This window comes from Mesorhizobium sp. M0587, assembly GCF_040320945.1.
Taxonomy (GTDB): domain Bacteria; phylum Pseudomonadota; class Alphaproteobacteria; order Rhizobiales; family Rhizobiaceae; genus Mesorhizobium.
The window spans coordinates 43,582-59,878 of record NZ_JAMYQP010000024.1 but is presented as its reverse complement, the minus strand read 5'-3'; the positions used below and the strand labels follow the sequence as shown (position 1 = coordinate 59,878).

The 16,297-nt window shown below is 60.7% G+C and carries 14 protein-coding genes and 3 pseudogenes; 10 read left to right on the top strand and 7 right to left on the bottom strand.

Going from position 1 to position 16,297, the window contains the following annotated elements; genetic code table 11:
- Positions 1-156 precede the first annotated feature (156 nt).
- From xth to NKI49_RS33440, 3 genes are all read left to right on the top strand, one after another.
- Positions 157-945, top strand: a complete 789-nt coding sequence (gene xth / locus NKI49_RS21015; protein ID WP_352601274.1) for an exodeoxyribonuclease III — start codon at positions 157-159, stop codon at positions 943-945.
- Positions 946-1,434: 489 nt separating this feature from the next.
- Positions 1,435-3,213: a DNA ligase D gene (gene ligD, locus NKI49_RS21010; RefSeq protein ID WP_352601276.1), complete on the top strand. Its 1,779-nt coding sequence runs from the start codon at positions 1,435-1,437 to the stop codon at positions 3,211-3,213.
- Between the two features lie 362 nt (positions 3,214-3,575).
- A complete protein-coding gene (locus NKI49_RS33440) occupies positions 3,576-3,701 on the top strand; it encodes a Y4oE-related protein (RefSeq protein ID WP_502899506.1) in 126 nt (41 codons plus the stop codon).
- Between the two features lie 76 nt (positions 3,702-3,777).
- Here NKI49_RS33440 and NKI49_RS21000 read toward each other — a convergent pair.
- A pseudogene (locus NKI49_RS21000) lies at positions 3,778-3,903 on the bottom strand (Lrp/AsnC ligand binding domain-containing protein); the annotation flags it as partial.
- Between the two features lie 12 nt (positions 3,904-3,915).
- On the opposite strand from NKI49_RS21000, the gene NKI49_RS33435 reads away from it, so the two are divergent.
- Positions 3,916-4,143, top strand: a complete 228-nt coding sequence (locus tag NKI49_RS33435) for a TrbI/VirB10 family protein (protein WP_502899508.1) — start codon at positions 3,916-3,918, stop codon at positions 4,141-4,143.
- Positions 4,144-5,393: 1,250 nt separating this feature from the next.
- Positions 5,394-5,693, top strand: a complete 300-nt coding sequence (locus tag NKI49_RS20985) for a DUF1236 domain-containing protein (RefSeq protein WP_352601474.1) — start codon at positions 5,394-5,396, stop codon at positions 5,691-5,693.
- Positions 5,694-5,981: 288 nt separating this feature from the next.
- On the opposite strand, the gene NKI49_RS20980 is transcribed toward NKI49_RS20985, so the two are convergent.
- From NKI49_RS20980 to NKI49_RS20970, 3 genes are all read right to left on the bottom strand, one after another.
- Positions 5,982-6,251, bottom strand: coding sequence for a hypothetical protein (locus NKI49_RS20980; RefSeq protein WP_352601280.1), 270 nt, complete (start codon positions 6,249-6,251; stop codon positions 5,982-5,984).
- Between the two features lie 439 nt (positions 6,252-6,690).
- Complete coding sequence (locus NKI49_RS20975) at positions 6,691-6,996, bottom strand: hypothetical protein (protein ID WP_352601282.1); 306 nt, start codon at positions 6,994-6,996, stop codon at positions 6,691-6,693.
- 100 nt (positions 6,997-7,096) lie between these two features.
- Positions 7,097-7,267: a hypothetical protein gene (locus tag NKI49_RS20970; RefSeq protein WP_502899510.1), complete on the bottom strand. Its 171-nt coding sequence runs from the start codon at positions 7,265-7,267 to the stop codon at positions 7,097-7,099.
- Between the two features lie 686 nt (positions 7,268-7,953).
- Between NKI49_RS20970 and NKI49_RS20965 the strand changes: the two genes are divergently transcribed.
- A complete protein-coding gene (locus tag NKI49_RS20965) occupies positions 7,954-9,051 on the top strand; it encodes a nucleotidyltransferase family protein (RefSeq protein WP_352601284.1) in 1,098 nt (365 codons plus the stop codon).
- Positions 9,052-9,503: 452 nt separating this feature from the next.
- On the opposite strand, the gene NKI49_RS20960 is transcribed toward NKI49_RS20965, so the two are convergent.
- Positions 9,504-9,965, bottom strand: a complete 462-nt coding sequence (locus tag NKI49_RS20960; protein WP_352601286.1) for a cupin domain-containing protein — start codon at positions 9,963-9,965, stop codon at positions 9,504-9,506.
- A gap of 128 nt (positions 9,966-10,093) precedes the next feature.
- Between NKI49_RS20960 and NKI49_RS20955 the strand changes: the two are divergent.
- Positions 10,094-11,642: pseudogene (locus tag NKI49_RS20955) on the top strand (winged helix-turn-helix domain-containing tetratricopeptide repeat protein).
- 614 nt (positions 11,643-12,256) lie between these two features.
- Here the strand turns inward: NKI49_RS20955 and NKI49_RS20950 are convergent.
- Positions 12,257-13,336 (bottom strand): adenylate/guanylate cyclase domain-containing protein, encoded by a 1,080-nt coding sequence (locus NKI49_RS20950; RefSeq protein ID WP_352601288.1) that lies wholly within the window; start codon positions 13,334-13,336, stop codon positions 12,257-12,259.
- 127 nt (positions 13,337-13,463) lie between these two features.
- Here NKI49_RS20950 and NKI49_RS20945 point away from each other — a divergent pair, with 127 nt between their 5' ends.
- Positions 13,464-13,901 (top strand): SRPBCC family protein, encoded by a 438-nt coding sequence (locus tag NKI49_RS20945; protein WP_352601290.1) that lies wholly within the window; start codon positions 13,464-13,466, stop codon positions 13,899-13,901.
- Here NKI49_RS20945 and NKI49_RS20940 read toward each other — a convergent pair.
- The gene (locus NKI49_RS20940) at positions 13,838-14,377 is read right to left on the bottom strand and encodes a DUF2380 domain-containing protein (protein WP_352601292.1); all 540 of its coding nucleotides are present in this window, start codon (positions 14,375-14,377) and stop codon (positions 13,838-13,840) included. The two genes, NKI49_RS20945 and NKI49_RS20940, sit on opposite strands and share 64 nt — an antisense overlap.
- A 635-nt stretch (positions 14,378-15,012) precedes the next feature.
- Between NKI49_RS20940 and NKI49_RS20935 the strand changes: the two are divergent.
- Together NKI49_RS20935 and NKI49_RS20930 are read left to right on the top strand one after the other, a co-directional pair.
- Positions 15,013-15,414 (top strand): annotated as a pseudogene (locus NKI49_RS20935) (IS66 family transposase); the annotation flags it as partial.
- A gap of 329 nt (positions 15,415-15,743) precedes the next feature.
- The gene (locus tag NKI49_RS20930; protein WP_352601294.1) at positions 15,744-16,259 is read left to right on the top strand and encodes a hypothetical protein; all 516 of its coding nucleotides are present in this window, start codon (positions 15,744-15,746) and stop codon (positions 16,257-16,259) included.
- Positions 16,260-16,297 lie beyond the last annotated feature (38 nt).

The window sequence follows — 16,297 nt, the reverse complement described above, 5'->3', positions numbered from 1 at the left end:
GCGGCCGTGTGCGGGTACTGATGAGTCGGTACGAAATGACTGGAAAGGATTGGTGATGCCGTCCAACCCTACACGGAGGGCCAACAACTCCCCCATCGGCGGCATGGTGGCACAGTCAAGCTCCGAGCCTTCCATGCTTAAACCGCCAGAGGTCGAATGACCCGCATCGCAACCTTCAACGTCAACGGCGTGAACGGTCGGCTGCCCGTGCTCATCAAGTGGCTGGCGCAAACCAACTATGACATCGTATGCCTTCAGGAGTTGAAGACCTCGGATGACAAATTTCCCGCCGAAGCCATCCGGAACGCCGGTTACGGCGCGATCTGGCACGGGCAAAAATCTTACAACGGCGTCGCTGTACTCGCCCGAGGAAAGGAGCCGCTGGAACGTCGACGCGGCCTGCCAGGGGATCCTGACGATACTCACAGCCGGTATATCGAGGCCGAAGTGGATGGCATCGTCGTTGGCTGTCTCTACCTGCCAAACGGCAATCCAGCGCCCGGCCCGAAATTCGACTACAAACTCCGCTGGTTCGACCGTCTGATCAGCTATGGCCAGGTGCTGCTCAGGGAAGGGATCACTAGTGTTCTGTGCGGCGACTACAACGTCGTGCCCACACCGATCGATGCCGTGGTGCCGAGACGTTGGACAGGCGACGCGGTCTACTTTCCGGAGAGCCGGCAGGCCTACGCCCAAATGCTTGGCAACGGCTGGATCGATGCCGTCCGCCGCATCCATCCGGAGAAAGGCATCTACACCTACTGGAACTTCTCCTTCCGGGGCGGCTATGATCGAAGTTCCGGCTTACGAATGGACCATCTCCTTGTGAGCCCGTCGCTGTCGAACAGGTTGCGTGATGCCGGCGTGGACGTCGACTTGCGAGGGTGGGAAAAGCCGAGTGATCATGCGCCAGCCTGGATAGAGCTCGCCTCGTCCGACATGTAGTTGGCAAGCCCATTGTTCGGCGGAAATCGCTTAGCGACGTCGTTCTATTGCTGGCAAATTCCCGGTGAATGGAATGCGCCTTCAACAAGGGAGACGTTTGCCGGATCCATCGGGTCCAACTGCGCTCCGGACTGCAAGCGTCCGACCATCGCCCCTCATTGCGCCGGGGCTGCCAATCCGGTCGACTGCGTCCAGCAGGCTGCGGAGCATTTAAGGTCGCATCAGCCGCACGGTCGCGCGCTCGTCCACCGCAACAGTTCCTCGGCGGCTTCCTCGACATTGTTGCACCGATACGTGACGCCAAGACAGCTGGTTCTTACGCGCACTGGGGGAGAACCAATGAGCGACATCGATACGTAAGCAATGAAATAATAGTTCCCCACGGCACCCGAGCGATGATCCGGCCATGCGCCGCCCCTTAAGCCAGCTCTGCCCGGAACCTATTCAGCGGCATCAAAGTTGAAGTCGAAGGTGGAGGAATGTTGCGCCATGAGTTCCGAAGCCGGAGATGGCCGGCTCTCATTCGTTGAATTTCAGTCGCCGACGCTGGTTGCGAAAGCCCCCGAGGGCGGCGAATGGCTTCACGAGATCAAGTACGACGGCTACCGCACCGAGCTGATCATCGAGGGCGGCAAAGCGCGGGCCTTCACGCGTCGGGGCTACGACTGGTCACATCGGTACCGACGAATTGTTCAAGCAGCGGCGGGCTTGCCGGTGAAGGCGGCGATCATCGACGGGGAGGCTGTCGTCCTCGGCGACACCGGCCTGCCGGATTACCAGGCCTTGGAGCGGGAGTTGGGCAATCCCAACTCCGCAAGGCTCATCTTCTATGCATTCGACCTGCTGCACCTCAACGGGCGCGATCTTCGGGAGCAGCCGCTGGTAAAGCGTAAGGCGGTGCTGGAGAAGGTGCTGAAGAACGCGGCGCCGACACTGACCTATGCCGAGCATCTGGAGGTGAGCGGCAGAGACGTGTTTCAACATGCCTGCCGGATGGGATTGGAAGGGATCGTCTGCAAACGCGCCGATGCCACGTACCGCTCGGGGGTTCAGGCCAGTTGGCTCAAGGTGAAGTGCATCAAGAGCGACACCTTTCCCATTGTCGCTTTTGTCGAGAAACTCGGCGCTCACCCGCGCCGCATCGCATCGCTCTACATTGGCCGCCGCGAGGGCGACCGGCTGCTTTATGCCGGGAAGGCAAGAAGCGGGTATACGTTGAGCGCTGCGCAAGCGGTTCGCGAGCGGCTCGACCCGCTGATCATCAGCAACTCGCCGCTCTCAGAGCCAATTGTGAAACCGAAGGCGACCTGGGTCAGACCAGACGTGCTGGCCGAGGTGCAATTCAGCGGCGTTACTGATCGCGGCGTGCTGCGCGAGGCGGTGTTCAAGGGCCTGCGCGAAGACCTCGTGACGATCCCGGCCAAGCCTCCTGCTCCCTCGAAGCGACGTGGCGCAACGCGGCAACATGGCGTTCCCAGCGAGAACATCCTGCAACTGCTGCCCGACGCAGTCTCGCCCTCCAAGGAAGACCTTGCACGTTATTGGGAGAGAGTTGCGGATCAGGCTCTCATCCATCTCGGCCAGCGACCGCTGAAGCTGGTCCGCCACGCTCATGGCGCAACCTTCTACCACAAGGGCGCGCTGCCGAAGATCCCCGCATCCGTGCATCAGTTGCGGGTCCAGAAGCGCGAGGGTGGCGAAGGCGTGCGCGTGTGGGTAGACGACCTTGCCGGCCTGCTGGGGCTGGTGGAGATGGATGCTGTAGAGCTACACCCTTGGAACGCCACCGTTGACGATATCGAGTATGCCGACCGCATCGTTCTGGACCTCGACCCCGGCGAGAGCGTGGGGTGGGATGAAGTCATCGAGACCGCGCTGGCGCTCCGCGACGTCATGGAAGCGGAAGGGCTGGAGAGCTGGCCGAAGGTGACAGGCGGCAAGGGCATTCACCTGATGGCGCCACTTGAGATTAAGATTACGCACGACAGGGCTCGCCTCCTGGCTAAGTCGTTCGCCAATCGGCTTACTGAAGCTCATCCGGAGCGTTATCTGCTGTCCGCCGCGCCTTCAGCCCGAAAGGGCCGCATCTTCATCGACTACCTCCGCAACGGGCGCGGCAACACGGCTGTCGGGGCCTTCTCACCACGCGCGCGGCCTGGCTTCCCAATCGCCCATCCCGTGACTTGGAACCAGGTGGAGCACCATATCCGTCCAGACGCCTTCAACATCGACCGTCCCTTCAGGGCGGCTGCCAGAAAGGCCGCCTGAACCGGGTTTTCCGGAGCGATGGCGCACTGATCAGACAGGGCCGCCTGTGCACACGCTCACCAGTTGCCTTCGGAACGGTGCTCTGCAATAGATTGCCTCTGCGCTAGCTTCTTCGGGCCACTGCCCTGCGAAGCTGTCGAAGGCCATATCCTGGGCGAAAACGCCCTCGGATCGTGGCTCACTCCAGGTGGGTTCCCAACGTCCGGCCTCGCAGCGCACCGCTGCCCTCGCTGGACCACCCGCGGGAGCCTTGTGTATGCCAAAAATTCAATCCGATCATTTCCGTACCAACACCCCAGGAACTTTGACGCTCTGGGACCTGATCGATCCAGAGGCTACCGCGCAGGCAGCCATCGAGCTTTATGGCTCGAGTGCTGCCACCGGCTGCAGCTCATTGCGCACTGACGGCGCATTTCGACGGCCGCACAAGCGACTACCGCTTCTGGTGCACGGTTTTTTCTGAACTGGATTTCGCCAGACAAGGCTGAGCCGATCAGCGTCCAAGCTGCGCAATCGTATCCATTTTGCAGCACGGCTCGGTCACAAGTCTGGGACCGCCAAGCTTCACATCTCGACCGGGAGCCGGTTCGACCGCTTGATCTGAGCAAGCGCAAAGCTGGATTCGATCGAGGCCACCCCGTCCAGGCGCGTCAGCTTTTCCTTCAGGAGGCGGTCATAGGCGTGCAGGTCTGTGTGTCATCCATGGTCGTGACGACCTCGCGGCGGACCTATCATATCCAGCTCAAATCGCACCAGACCCAGTACATGGCCCGTATCGGGTTCGAGTATCCGGAGACATTCGGCCGCGTGGCCGAACGAACGATCTCCAAGAACATGGACGTCCAGCCGACTCTCGAGATCCGGCCGGGCTACAAGTTCAATATTCTGGTCGATCATGACATCGCCTTCTCGAGTGCTTATAGATCCTAAGCTGAAAGCCTCGGGTCAACCGGCGAGCCCCTCTGGGGTTTGGGAGAGATTATCGAAGATCGTTCAATAGGCCGATTCTAGACCCGAACCGCCAATCTGTGAGTCCCTCTTTTGTTCTCATCGGTGGAACATGGTCGCTTTGAGGTACTTCGGCTGTCACACTGTTCCCATTCAGTGCGGTTCGCACGACGAAACTGCCCGCTGCCGAGGGGAGGTGGCGGGCATCTTTGCTCGAGGCTTGACCCTCACTGCGCACAATGCGCTCCGATACGCGGTCGCGGGAATCGCGCTTGCGCTTTGTCATCGGCCATGTTTGTTCCCCTGCCTGGTCTTATCGAGGCGCAACGTGCGGCGCGCTTTTTTTGTTGCATCGTTCGCGCTTTTGAGTTTTGGAACTATTTAGCTAAAGCTAATTGAATTCTGGTCTTGCGAGTCAGTGGATGCTGGAAGTTCCTAAAGCCCATGGAGCCCGAACTGGTTGACAGGCCGCCGGAGGGCGATGACTGGATTCACGAAAAGTGACGGATACCGGACCCAGGTCATTAAGGACGATGAGTCGAAAACCGCCTCTGTCGATGGCATGTGCCAAAGCGGGCTTTTTCGTGTCTTCTGGCCGGCGGCCGAACGGCTGATCGCAACCGACCCCTCCGCCGCTCGTTGACCCTGTGCTGGGTTAATCCCTAGCCGCACTCCAGACCCTGCCCGTCAGCCAAAGGTTGGCGGGCTTTTTAATCGAATGTTCACCGGTGCCAGTCATTATTGCGGAGCGGCTATTTTACAGCACCGCTCTACACAAGCCCGTTGCTTTCCCCAGAGGTGACGGGCTTTTTGCATGCAGCGCGGTACATTGGAATAGCCCCAATAGGTATGTTGCTCACGAGACAATGGTCAGGAAGGCGCTTTGTGCCGCGGATCATCTTGACTGGCGACCTTGAGGGCTAGCCGCTTTTGGGCCGCAACCCCGCAATGCGATCCAATTTTGCGCCTTTGGGCCCGCCGATTGCGTCGCTTCTCCGTCAAGCCCTCACAAGCTCTGGATCACCTCCGGCTGAGCATCCTCCCAGCCAAGTGGGGTGGTCTGGCTGGCACGAGGACGGCACCATTGCCCGACGCGATCAGACTTAAGTCCAAGCTGCGACCGGACTGAAGTCCAAGCTGCGACCGGACTGAAGTCCACCGACAGGAACATTTCTGATTCCCCCAAGTTGCATTGGGGGCAGGGCATGAAGTTTCCCACGGAGGTATCGAATATGAGATCGAATCTGAGAGCCGCCGCGGCGGCGTTACTGCTGCTTGCTGGCGTCGGCGCAGCTGCGGCTCAGGACGTCGTGATCGCGCCTGAACAGGATACGGTCATTCGGGAGTATGTGCACAAGCAGCCCCTCGCTTCTGTGAAGCTTCCAGGCGTCGAACTCAACGTGGGCACAGCTCTGCCCGACACCGTAGAGCTTCACGAAGTCCCCAACGTCAAATACCGCTACGTGGTAGTCGACAACCGAACAGTTCTCGTGGACCCGGGTACCCGCAAAATAGTCAAGGTCTACGATTGATCCGAGCGCTAAGCACTCAACTCAGCGGCCGGCGAATATCAGTCCCTTCGTCGTCGGTTGATGAGCACCCGTCATGTACGCAAAGCCTATAGCGGGTGCTCGTCGTCGGAGGCTGGATACCGAAAGCAGGGCTGCCTCTCGGTGTTAGAGGCCGACACTCCCAGCGCTAACTAGCTTGCAATTTTCATGTACGATTCCGTACTTCTCGCGATTGGGGACCGCCGATGGACCATGATGATGAAGGCTACCGTCCTAGCGCCCTCGATTTCGACCTCCCGCGCGAGGCGTTCAGGAAATCCAGCCGGCCACTGCGTGATTTTGTCGGACTTGGAATTCCTGGACCCGGAAAATTTGGCGATGTGTCAGCGCATCTTTGAGCAGGTATGCATCGACACCGGCGTAGACCGTACGTCGAGCCGCGCTGAGGAACTTGCGGCGACAGTGCTCACGATTTTTCAACTCTACCCCGGAGCAACGGAAGCCGAATTGCTCGCCGCTCTCCGCGACCGGGCTGACCCAGCGGAGGGGTAGCAGTGCGGTCCAGCTTTCCGGCAACATGGAGGCGGCCCGGCCCCCTTGGCTTTGGGCGACCAAAGTACACGCCGGGCCTAGCCAGAGGGAGCCGGAGGAAGGAACTTCAAACCCGACTGAGCAGCTATATGCGCTCAAGTTGGATGGCAGCCAAACATACAAACGAAGGATGCGCAGTCGCTCTCTGACCAAGCGGGATCGCGCCTGACTATCGGTCATTTTCAAAAAAGTCCGCTGGCTCCGGCCGGCGGGCTTTTTCATTTCCGTCGTGGGAATTTAATGACCTTTGCCTCGGGTTCTAGCTCCAGCGGCTCCCCGGCTCTTCGTGCCAGAAGGCATTGGCGCAAGTCGCGCTGGTCAACTTTCTGCCCGCAACTGGGGCCGCTATAGAAATGGTCCTCTTCGCGGACGACCTGGCCGTCATGCAGCTTGCCGGGAATCGAGGGGCCGAGTTCTGAGACCTTCGTCACGTCGGCTTGTCCACCAGTGCAGCCTTTCGCTTCGGAGGTGAGTACGGCTTCACCAGCCGCACAGTATCCATTTTCACTGTTACAGGCACGCCCAGATTCACCGTGACCAGATCACCACCGATGTGAGTAACGTCGCCGATAAGCTCGATTGGCTGGCCCTTCTTCATGTTTGCAGCCCGGTCAACGATTGAGTGAGGAAATCCATAAGAGGGGATCGAGACGCTCACCCGGTCTTCGGTGACGCGCCTGCGCACAGTCGCGGCGATTGCGACCTCGTCGCCAACTTTGATGCCCTTCGCCATTCGCTGATTCTGGAGCGCAACAACGCCCCGTCAATATAAGCGTAACCTAATATATTCCAGCAGCTTGTTTCGGAATGGACGATCAGACGCGCCATCGCGATCATAGGCTTGCAACAGCCGGTGAACCTGTGCGCGGCTCAATCGCAACAGCTCGGCCGCGGTCGGCCGTCCCTCCCTTGAGGGCATCCTCAAACTCCTCGAGGAGCAGCTCAACCGTCTTCGTCAGCTCGCGCTGTTTTGGCAGCGAGAGGTGGTCGATGCTGGATTTCATCGATCTGTCGTCCATTGGGTATGCACTAGTCGAGACGACGCCTCGAATCCACAGACTGCCTCGTTCGGCCGGTTTGAGCAACGCTCATATTGCGGGATCAGCTAGGAGAGTTGTTAAGTCGGCGTACTAAACATTGCAGAGGGATGTGACCTCAACGACCCCAATCAGAGAAGCCTGCTAGGTCGGAAAGATGTTCGGCGAACTCATGCGGAAGGGGGGACGGCTACCGTATCGGCCGCCGGATTGTCGTGGCTGTGCGTTTTTGCGCGGGTCATACCTTCGTGGATTTGCATTGCAAGCATAGCGCCGGTGGCGCGGGGATGCTAACGCACTGCTTGATTCCTCCAACGCCGTCTGCTGGACGCTGGGCCGATTTGAAGCGCCCGCCATCGATCCCGCGCCTGCATCGCTGGAAGGCCCATTGGGCGTCGGATAGCGATGGAAGATCTCGTGATCCTCACCTGGGGTCGCATCGTCCACCATGACAAAAAGTGCTGATTGATGATCCGGGGTCAAGGCCTATCTACGATTGTAGGCGGTGGGACTCGATAGCGTGCCTCTGGTCTTGTCTATCGCGCGGAAGGCAGCGTTATAAGATCTCAGCAATTTTCTTATAACGTCGCTTGCATCGCTTGAGCTCATGCCGTTATAAGAGAAACTCATATTTCTTATAACGGAGCCGACGCATGAAGACGGTCGATCTCGTTTATCGCACGATGTATGCGGAACTTGTTCAGCGCTGCCTTGATGCATCGTTCGAAACCGACTTCTCCACGGCGGGAAATTTCGTCCGGGTGCCGGTGAAGGGGCGGGGCTATTGGTATTTTGAGGAAACCCAACCCAAGAAGACGCGGAAGTATGTCGGCCCGTCCGACGACCCCGAGATCGCGAAACGCGTTGAAACCTTCCAAGAGATTAAGGAAGACCTCCGCAGCCGACGGAAACTCGTCTCCACGCTGACTCGCGAAGCAGGGCTGACTGCTCCGGACCGGTTCACTGGCGATGTCGTTGAAGCCATGGGAGCAGCAGGAATCTTCCGCCTAAGAGGCGTGCTCGTTGGTACGGTTGCCTTCCAGACGTATGCAGGACATCTCGGTGTAAGGTTGCCCGGCGCTTCATTGCAAACCGGCGATGCCGATTTCGCGCAGCACTACTCGATCTCGTCGTCAGTCGAAGATAGCCTGCCGCCGATCCTGGAAATCTTGAGAGAGATTGACCCAACCTTCAGGGAAATCCCCCACAGATCGGATCCCGGACACACGACGCAATTCGAGAATGCAACGAGATACAAGGTCGAGTTCCTTACGCCGAACCGGGGATCCGATGACTTCACTGACCATGCCAGTCCGATGCCAGCACTGGGGGGAGCTTCGGCGCAGCCCTTGCGCTTTCTCGATTTCCTGATCCACGAGCCCATCCGGACCGTGATGCTGCATCGGTCAGGGGTGCCTGTAACCGTGCCGTCGCCGGAACGGTATGCAGTTCACAAGCTCATCGTCGCCTCTCGCAGGCAATCAGATGCAGATGGCGTCGCCAAGCGCGAAAAAGACGTCCATCAGGCCAGCCTCCTTGTCGAGGCACTGGAGGCGACCCGGCGCAAGGACGACCTTGCAACAGTGTTCTCGGAAGCGTGGGGGAGAGGGCAGCACTGGCGCGAGGCGATGCTGAAGGGGCTGGGCCTGATGCCGCCGAAGAAACGACAGGAAGTTGAGGACACAGTCAGAAGGGCCCTCGTCGAGATCGGCGAGGAACTGGACGGCTTCGACCCGGCCGTGAAGTCGTAGCCAGCAAAAAAAGGGGGAGGCCGAAAGCCGCCCTTATCGCTCGGATTGAGGAAGACCCTCGTGGATCAGGATCGGGTACGAGGGAGTATACCGTAGCTGTTGAGGTCTGTTCGCCGTGTGTTCGTCCAAAATCGCATAATTGGCATTCTGGCTTGTTGATCCTTGAGCAAGTCTGGCTAGTCTACCGTCGTGGCAACACTTGATGGTTGTTATGTGAACCATTAGGGCCGCAATTTGGCAGGCGAATGCTGAACCCGAGACCTCGGGCAATGCGAGGGATTGGCCATCCAATCAGAGGGCATCGCGTTGAAGGTCCGCCAAACAACGCTAAGCTAGACAAATGATGATTCTGTGGGGCGTTCGTTTCGAAGGGCTGCCAGGGTCGCTTGCAATCAAATGAGCGGCCACTTGAACGGGCAAGCAGCGCCCCAAGCAGGCATTGCGGCCCCGATTTAGCTACGTGTCGTCAAAGTCGAGAGCTGATTGGTGTCGTAGCGGTCTCGCAAGTCGGCAAGCGCCTTCGGGTCGGGGGCACCCTGCGCGGCGAGTTTTGCAAGCTCTTCGAAACAGTGCTCGTGCCCGGGCGGAGAGACGGTCATCAATACGCGCGCCGGTTTCTCGCTGACATTGGTGATGTTGTGCGGCACTCCCGGCGGGATGAACAGATAGGTTCCCGGGGTTGCGCGGATCGTCTTTTCGCCAACATGCCACTCGCATTCGCCCTCGATCACGTAAAAGGTCTCCTCCTGCACGCGGTGAACATGCAGCCCGGTGGCGAACCCCGCCGGGATCGTCCAGTCGAACATGCTCGTGTGCTTGGTATGCTTGCCGGTGACGAGAAACACCATAGGATGGCCACGCAGCATGACCCCCTTGTTGTCCTCTGGCATGCGAATGACGGGAGCGGCGCTCATGTGATCCTCCATCGGCTTGGTGCTTCTTTCCGCAAGCACTGAAGCAAGATGCCGCGTCCGCGCCGGCAAGTCGTGAAACCGCTCCGAAATTGTTGCGAAAAAATCACAAACCGTATCTTGTGTGGTGAATGGCGACGCCCCTTGCCTTTGGCCCGTTCCGCCTCGACACCGATGCCGGAATCCTATTCCACGGTGCCGAGCCGATCGCGCTCGGGCAGCGCGGGGTCGCGCTGCTCGCGCTGCTCGTGGCGCGCGCGGGAACGCCAGTCTCGAAGGAAGCCCTCATCGAGGCGGCATGGCCTGCGCAGGCTATCGAAGACAGCAACCTGACGGTTCAGATTGCTGCGGTCCGCCGGATTTTCGAGGATCTGGCCGGCGGCGCTGACTGGATCGAAACGCTTCCGCGGCGCGGCTACCGCTATGTCGGACCGGCTGTTGCCGCCAATAGTCTTGATCAGGCGGCCAGCGCCGTTACTGAGCGGCTGAGTTTGCCCGACAAGCCGTCCGTCGCGGTTCTTCCGTTCTCGAACCTGAGCGGCAGTCCGGAGCAGGACTATTTCGCCGACGGGATGGTGGACGACATCATCACCGGCCTGGCACGCATCAACTGGCTTTTCGTCATCGCGCGAAACTCGACTTTCACCTAAAAAGGCCGTGCCGTAGACGTGAAGCAGGTCGGCCGTGAGCTTGGCGTCCGCTATGTACTCGAAGGCAGCGTGCGGAAGGCCGGCGGCAGCGTGCGCGTGACCACCCAGATGATCGATGCGTCGACCGGTGCCCATGTGTGGGCACAGCGCTACGACCGCAAGTCCGACGATATTTCGCACTTCAGGATGAGATCGCGCTGTCGGCTGTGGGCGCGATTGCGCCAAGTCTGCGGCGCGCCGAAATCGGCAGGGTGAAACGCAAGCGCCCCGACAGCCTCGATGCCTACGACCTCGTGTTGCGGGCCCAACTCGACGTCGATTCCGGCATGCCCGAGCAGGTGACGCGGGCGCTCATGTTGCTCGAACGTGCCATCGAACTCGATCCTGCCTATGCGCTGGCGCACGGTAACGCGGCGATGTGCCACATTGTCTCTTCCTCCGCGCCGGCCTGCTGGAGGTCAACCGAGCGGCTTCGATCCGCCACGCCCGCTCCGCGATCCTCCACGGCCAGGACGATGCGACCGCTCTGACGCTTGCGGGATTTTCGATCGGCATGGATGGGCATGATCGCGGCGCTGCTTTCATCGCATTGGAAGCCGCGCTCGCGATCAGTCCGTCATCGGCACTGACCTACATCCTTGGCAGCCTCATGCTCGGATGGAGCGGAGAAGCAGAGCGCGCCATCGAGTGGAGCGAGAGGGGCATGCGGCTCAGTCCATTCGACCCATGGGCTTTCGCCGCATTCGATGCGCAGGCAATGAGTCAGTTGCTGCGCGGCCGCTATGAAGAAGCCTGTCGCGCCGCCTACAAGTCTGTTCAGGCCAATCCCGCGCACAGCATCACCTATGTGCAGTTGGCCGCTGCGCTTGCCAAACTCGGACGGCTGGAAGAAGCGAGGGCAGCCGCTGCACGGGTGCTCGAACTGCATCCGACCTTTCGTTACAATCGCCAGTTCGGGGGCGTGAACTGCGCCCCAGCGCTCGCGGAAGCTCTTGGCGATGCGCTGCGGACTGCGGGGTTGCCAGAGTAGTGCGACGTTGGTTTTTCGTCATTCTGATCGAAAGTCGACGTACAAATACATGCGCGAACCGTACAGGATGTGTTCGGCTTAGCCGCGAGGTGCCTTTGTCGGCAAGGGGCCGGTGTAGGCATCGAACTAAAGGGGGTATTTGCGGGAGAAGGCGGAATCCTACGCTAAGCCAAATTGCATGCCGAGTCTCTTGGCGCCGAGCACACTGTAGCGCCAAAGCTCATGTTCGCGCGGAAGCGGCCAGATGACTCGCCGCATCAGGAGAGGCCGAGCGATTTCGATTGGCGACGTCCAGGTTCGAATGCCGCGTTCGGCTTCATCGTCGAGCAGCTTTTCGCCACGCAGAGCCGCAACGCGATATTGCGGGAAAGGGGAGGGGAACTCGCGCCCGTTTTCAGCCCGAAGCAAGTCACCGCACAGAGGACCTGTGATGCGCCATCCCAGCAGGCCTCACAGGATTTGCGCCGGAGCCGAGCCTTCAAACAAGGATGCCAGGATTGCCGGCATCGCGATCGAGTGGCGGCCACCGGGTGAGCCGCGTTTCGGCGGTCATATCGAACGCCGATCGGCAGAAAGACGCACTCTATGGATAAGCGTGGAGAAGGAGCGGCATCTCACTCCGGCAGTGCAAACACCGCGCAGGGCTCGGCGATGCCGCGCAGCCCGTGCTCGCCGAGAGCGACCAGCGGCTGCGTCGTTTCCGCCGCGAAGGCGCCGGAGAGCAGCACCGCGCGGCCGAGAGGCCGGCACAGACCCTCCAGCCGGCTCACCAGGTTCACCGCGGGCCCGATCGCGGTGAAATCCAGCCTGTCGGCGGTGCCGATGTTGCCCCACAGCATCTCACCGATATGCAGCGCGGTGCCGAAGGGCAGAGGCGGCATGCCTTGCGCGGTGCGGCTGCGATCGAGGTGGTCCATGCCGGCGCGCGCGGCAGCGACCGCGCGCAGCGCCGCGTCGCATGCGGTGGCGGCGTCGCGCTCTCCGATAGGGAAGATCGCTAGAACGCCGTCGCCGATGAATTTCAGCACCTCGCCGCCGAAGGCGTGGACGGCGCCGGCGACGCGGTCGAACCAACTGTCGAGCGCTGCCACCACCTCCTGAGGCGCGGCGGACTCCGACAGTTCGGTGAAGCCGCGCAAATCGGCAAAGAGCAGCGCGGCCCGAATGGTCTCGCCGGCCTCGCGCCGCAGCCGGCCGGCCAGCACCTGCGCCGCGCTGCGCCGGCCGAGATAGGTCTCCAGCAGCGCGGCCAGCGTCGAGCGCGCGGTGAGCACTGCAAGCGGCGCGGCCGCATATCGCGCCGCCTCATGCAGCAGCTCCGTTTCGGACTCGCGGAGCGGCCGGGTCGCAGCCCAGCCGAGCACGGTCCCGTCGGTAGCGCCGCCGACGACATCCTCGTATACGACACCGCCTCCCAGTCCAGCCAGCCAATCGCGGCCGTTATTTGCATTATCCGCATCGGCGGGCGCACTGAAGCCGAAGCCCAAAGCCTCGATCACCGTTCCTGTATCGGCGCGCCACAGCCATGTGCGCCGCGTTATGATCGGGTGCGGCGCGGCCTGGGTGAATGCACCGCCGGCAAGCGGCAGGCCGTCGACGACGAGCCTTGCGCCGAGCGCGGACAGGAATGCATCGCCGTCGGCCGCGCCGGACGCTTCGTCGATGAGATAGGAAAGGGAAGAGGGAAGCCGCATGGCCGCGATCATGCAACGCCGTGGCGCGCCTGTCATGAGGATGGCGGCAGCTTTCTTGCTTCGAACGGCGATTGGCCTACATTGTTGCTCGAGCCGGATGACATTGCACCCCAAAAAGGAAGCCACCATGGCAAACGCAGTTCGCAGCGAAGTCGAGGTCGCGGCCCCGCAGGCGACGGTGTTCGCCTTTCTGACCGACCCCGACAAGATCATGCGATGGCTCGGCACGAATGCAACCGTGGAGCCGCATCCCGGCGGCATTTATCTCGTCAGCGTGGGCGGCAAATACGCCGCCCGCGGCCAGTTCACCGAAGTGATCCCGGTCCACCGCCTCGCCTACAGCTTCGGCTGGGAAGGGCGCGAGGAGGTGCCGCCCGGATCGAGCCTGGTCGAAATCGACCTTTTCGAGAAGGGTGCAGGCACGCTGGTGCGTCTCACCCATAGCGGCCTGCCGAACGAGGAAGAGCGCGCCGGCCACCAAAAGGGCTGGAATCACTATTGTCACAGGCTGGCCATAGCCGCTGCCGGCGGCGATCCGGGACCGGACACGCCACTCGAAGAGTGAGCATGCCAATCAACGCGCCGCGCATTGCCTACGGTATGCAGTACTTCCCCACATCCCGCGCGATGAATGCGGCCGCGCCGCCAGGCCTCGTCGGTGTCGCCCCGATAAGTGAGATACCGGTCGCAGACCGGCTTGTTTTCGCTCAGGTCGAGCACCACGAATTTCACCCAGCCGATCAGCGTGCTCATCTTGTGCACCTCGCCGACCAGCAGGTATTTCGCGCTCGCGGCTCTGGCCTGCGTGGCGATCGAGCCGAGGTCGCCGCAGCGATCGGCTTCGCACGGCAGGGCGACTAGATCGATCTTCGGGCTCGCCGACAGATCGTCGTGCAGCACCGCGCCGAATGCCTTCAGCCGCGCTGCGTGCTCGGCGGTCTGGTCCCGGACCTCGCCGGACGTATCCTTGAAGCTGAATCCGGCAACCGCGAGCGTCGATAGCTCGGCTGCGTCCGCCGGCGCGCCTGAAGCAAGCGCCATCGCGGCGGCCAGGGCGGCGCAACAAATTGGGGGAAAAGAGCTTGCGTTGGATACGTTGCGGGCATCGTATTTCCTCCAGCTGGAAGGATAAGCCTGTCCGCGCCTGCAGCCAAGGCGAGGGAATATTGTTTGATAATGGCGCGATGGCGAAAGCCGGGACCGTGGCGATGAGTTTGCGCGCCGCCGCTGCCGCATTGTCAAAGTCAGCGCAGAGGATACTGAGGACGTCTATTTCCAGCTCAATTTGTCGGGACACGTGTACCTTAATATCCGCTCCCGAGATGGAAACGGGTGTGCCCGGTTTTGGTGGATAACGTGGCCGTTCGGCAGGATCAAAGATGTAGGGCGACTTTGTGGGACCACCCGAGTTGCTATCCCGGGCTTAACTAGTCTGTCGATTTCTTCTAAACTCCGAGCGAGGGCAGGGGACACGGACCTACAAATTGGATACGGAGCAAATGAAAGCGTTGTAGGTTCGATCCCCTTCAGGTTCCCGTAGTTTGATCATTGCCCTGACGTGCTCCCCTGACGCGACGCGCTGAAGGTCGAATACGACAAGTTGGATGCGGACTATGCCAAGGCCGATGATGCCGACGAGACAATCGAGGCGAAGCTCGACCAGCTGGGAGCCGAGCTCCGTACCGCCGGTGACAGAGCTGGAGACCTGGCTTCGTAATAAGCGTACCAAGCTGTCGCGCTCATCCTCCGTCGCCAAACCCGTCGACTAGATGCTCAAGCGCTGGGACCGCTTTGCCGTCTTCCTCGATGATGGCCGGATCTGCCTCACAATCAACGCGGCCGAGCGCGCGCTGCGCGGCTTCGCATTGGAACGCAAATCATGGCTCTTTGCCGGCTCCGAACGTGGAGCCGACCGGGCCGGGGCCACGGCAACGCTGATTGGCACAGCAAAACTCAACGATGTCGATCCGCAGACCTGGCTCGCGGACGTGCTCGCCCGCATCGCCGATACGCCGCAGACGAGCCTCCACGAGCTGCTGCCGTGGGAATGGAAACGCCTGGCCAACAACGCGACCACTCAGGCTGCCGAATACCGTCCATTCGCCGAAATCGACTTTGCCGCGGTCTTCGCCGGATGCTTACCTTTCAGCAGGTTGGCCATGCTCCTCATCGCGCCGGAGCGGTTGTGGTACCCTTGCGACCTCGAATGCGAACGCCTTCAGGAAACCTGGTCCCGATCATTTGAACGTTCGGTATTCCGGCCAATCTCGATCGCATTCCAGCCTTCAGGAAGCGTTTGCCGGGCCAGACACTGTGTCTCAATGGCTGGTCGACCAAGCTTGGTATCTCCATACCTGGAACCATGATCCGACCGTGCAGTCCATGCTTAGGACGCTGGACACCATCCATGCGCACTTCGCTGGCGAGGATTTCGAACACTGACGAGGCGCGGCCTGCGGTATCGTTTCACGTCTTGCCGATCAAAAACGCCGCGGAGGGCAATGCGCTCTACATTAAGATGAATTCGCGGGGCAAGCCGCTAACGCCACTCGAAAATTTCAAGGCGCGGCTTGAGCAAATAACGGCCAGTCTACCGAATGCCGGTGAATTCGCCCGGAAAATGGATACGACCTGGTCGGATCTATTCTGGGTCTACCGCGGCAGCGACAATCTCGTTGACGACGAAATGCTACGGTACCTCGAATTCGTGATGGAGACCGCGTTGTGGCGGCAAGGCCATTTTGCCCGGGACGACGCGTCCGAACTGGCCGTTCAATTGTTCGGGCCCGCCAACGATCCGGCGGCTGCGGACAATCTGGACTGGCTCGCCCGGTCCATCGACATCTGGAGCGATATCGACATTCCGCCTATTTCGGGTCGCATATCTATGTCGGTAATGACCGCGAACTGGGCTATGGCTTAGCCCCATCGATGCGGTGGACCGGATTGTTATTGGCGGAA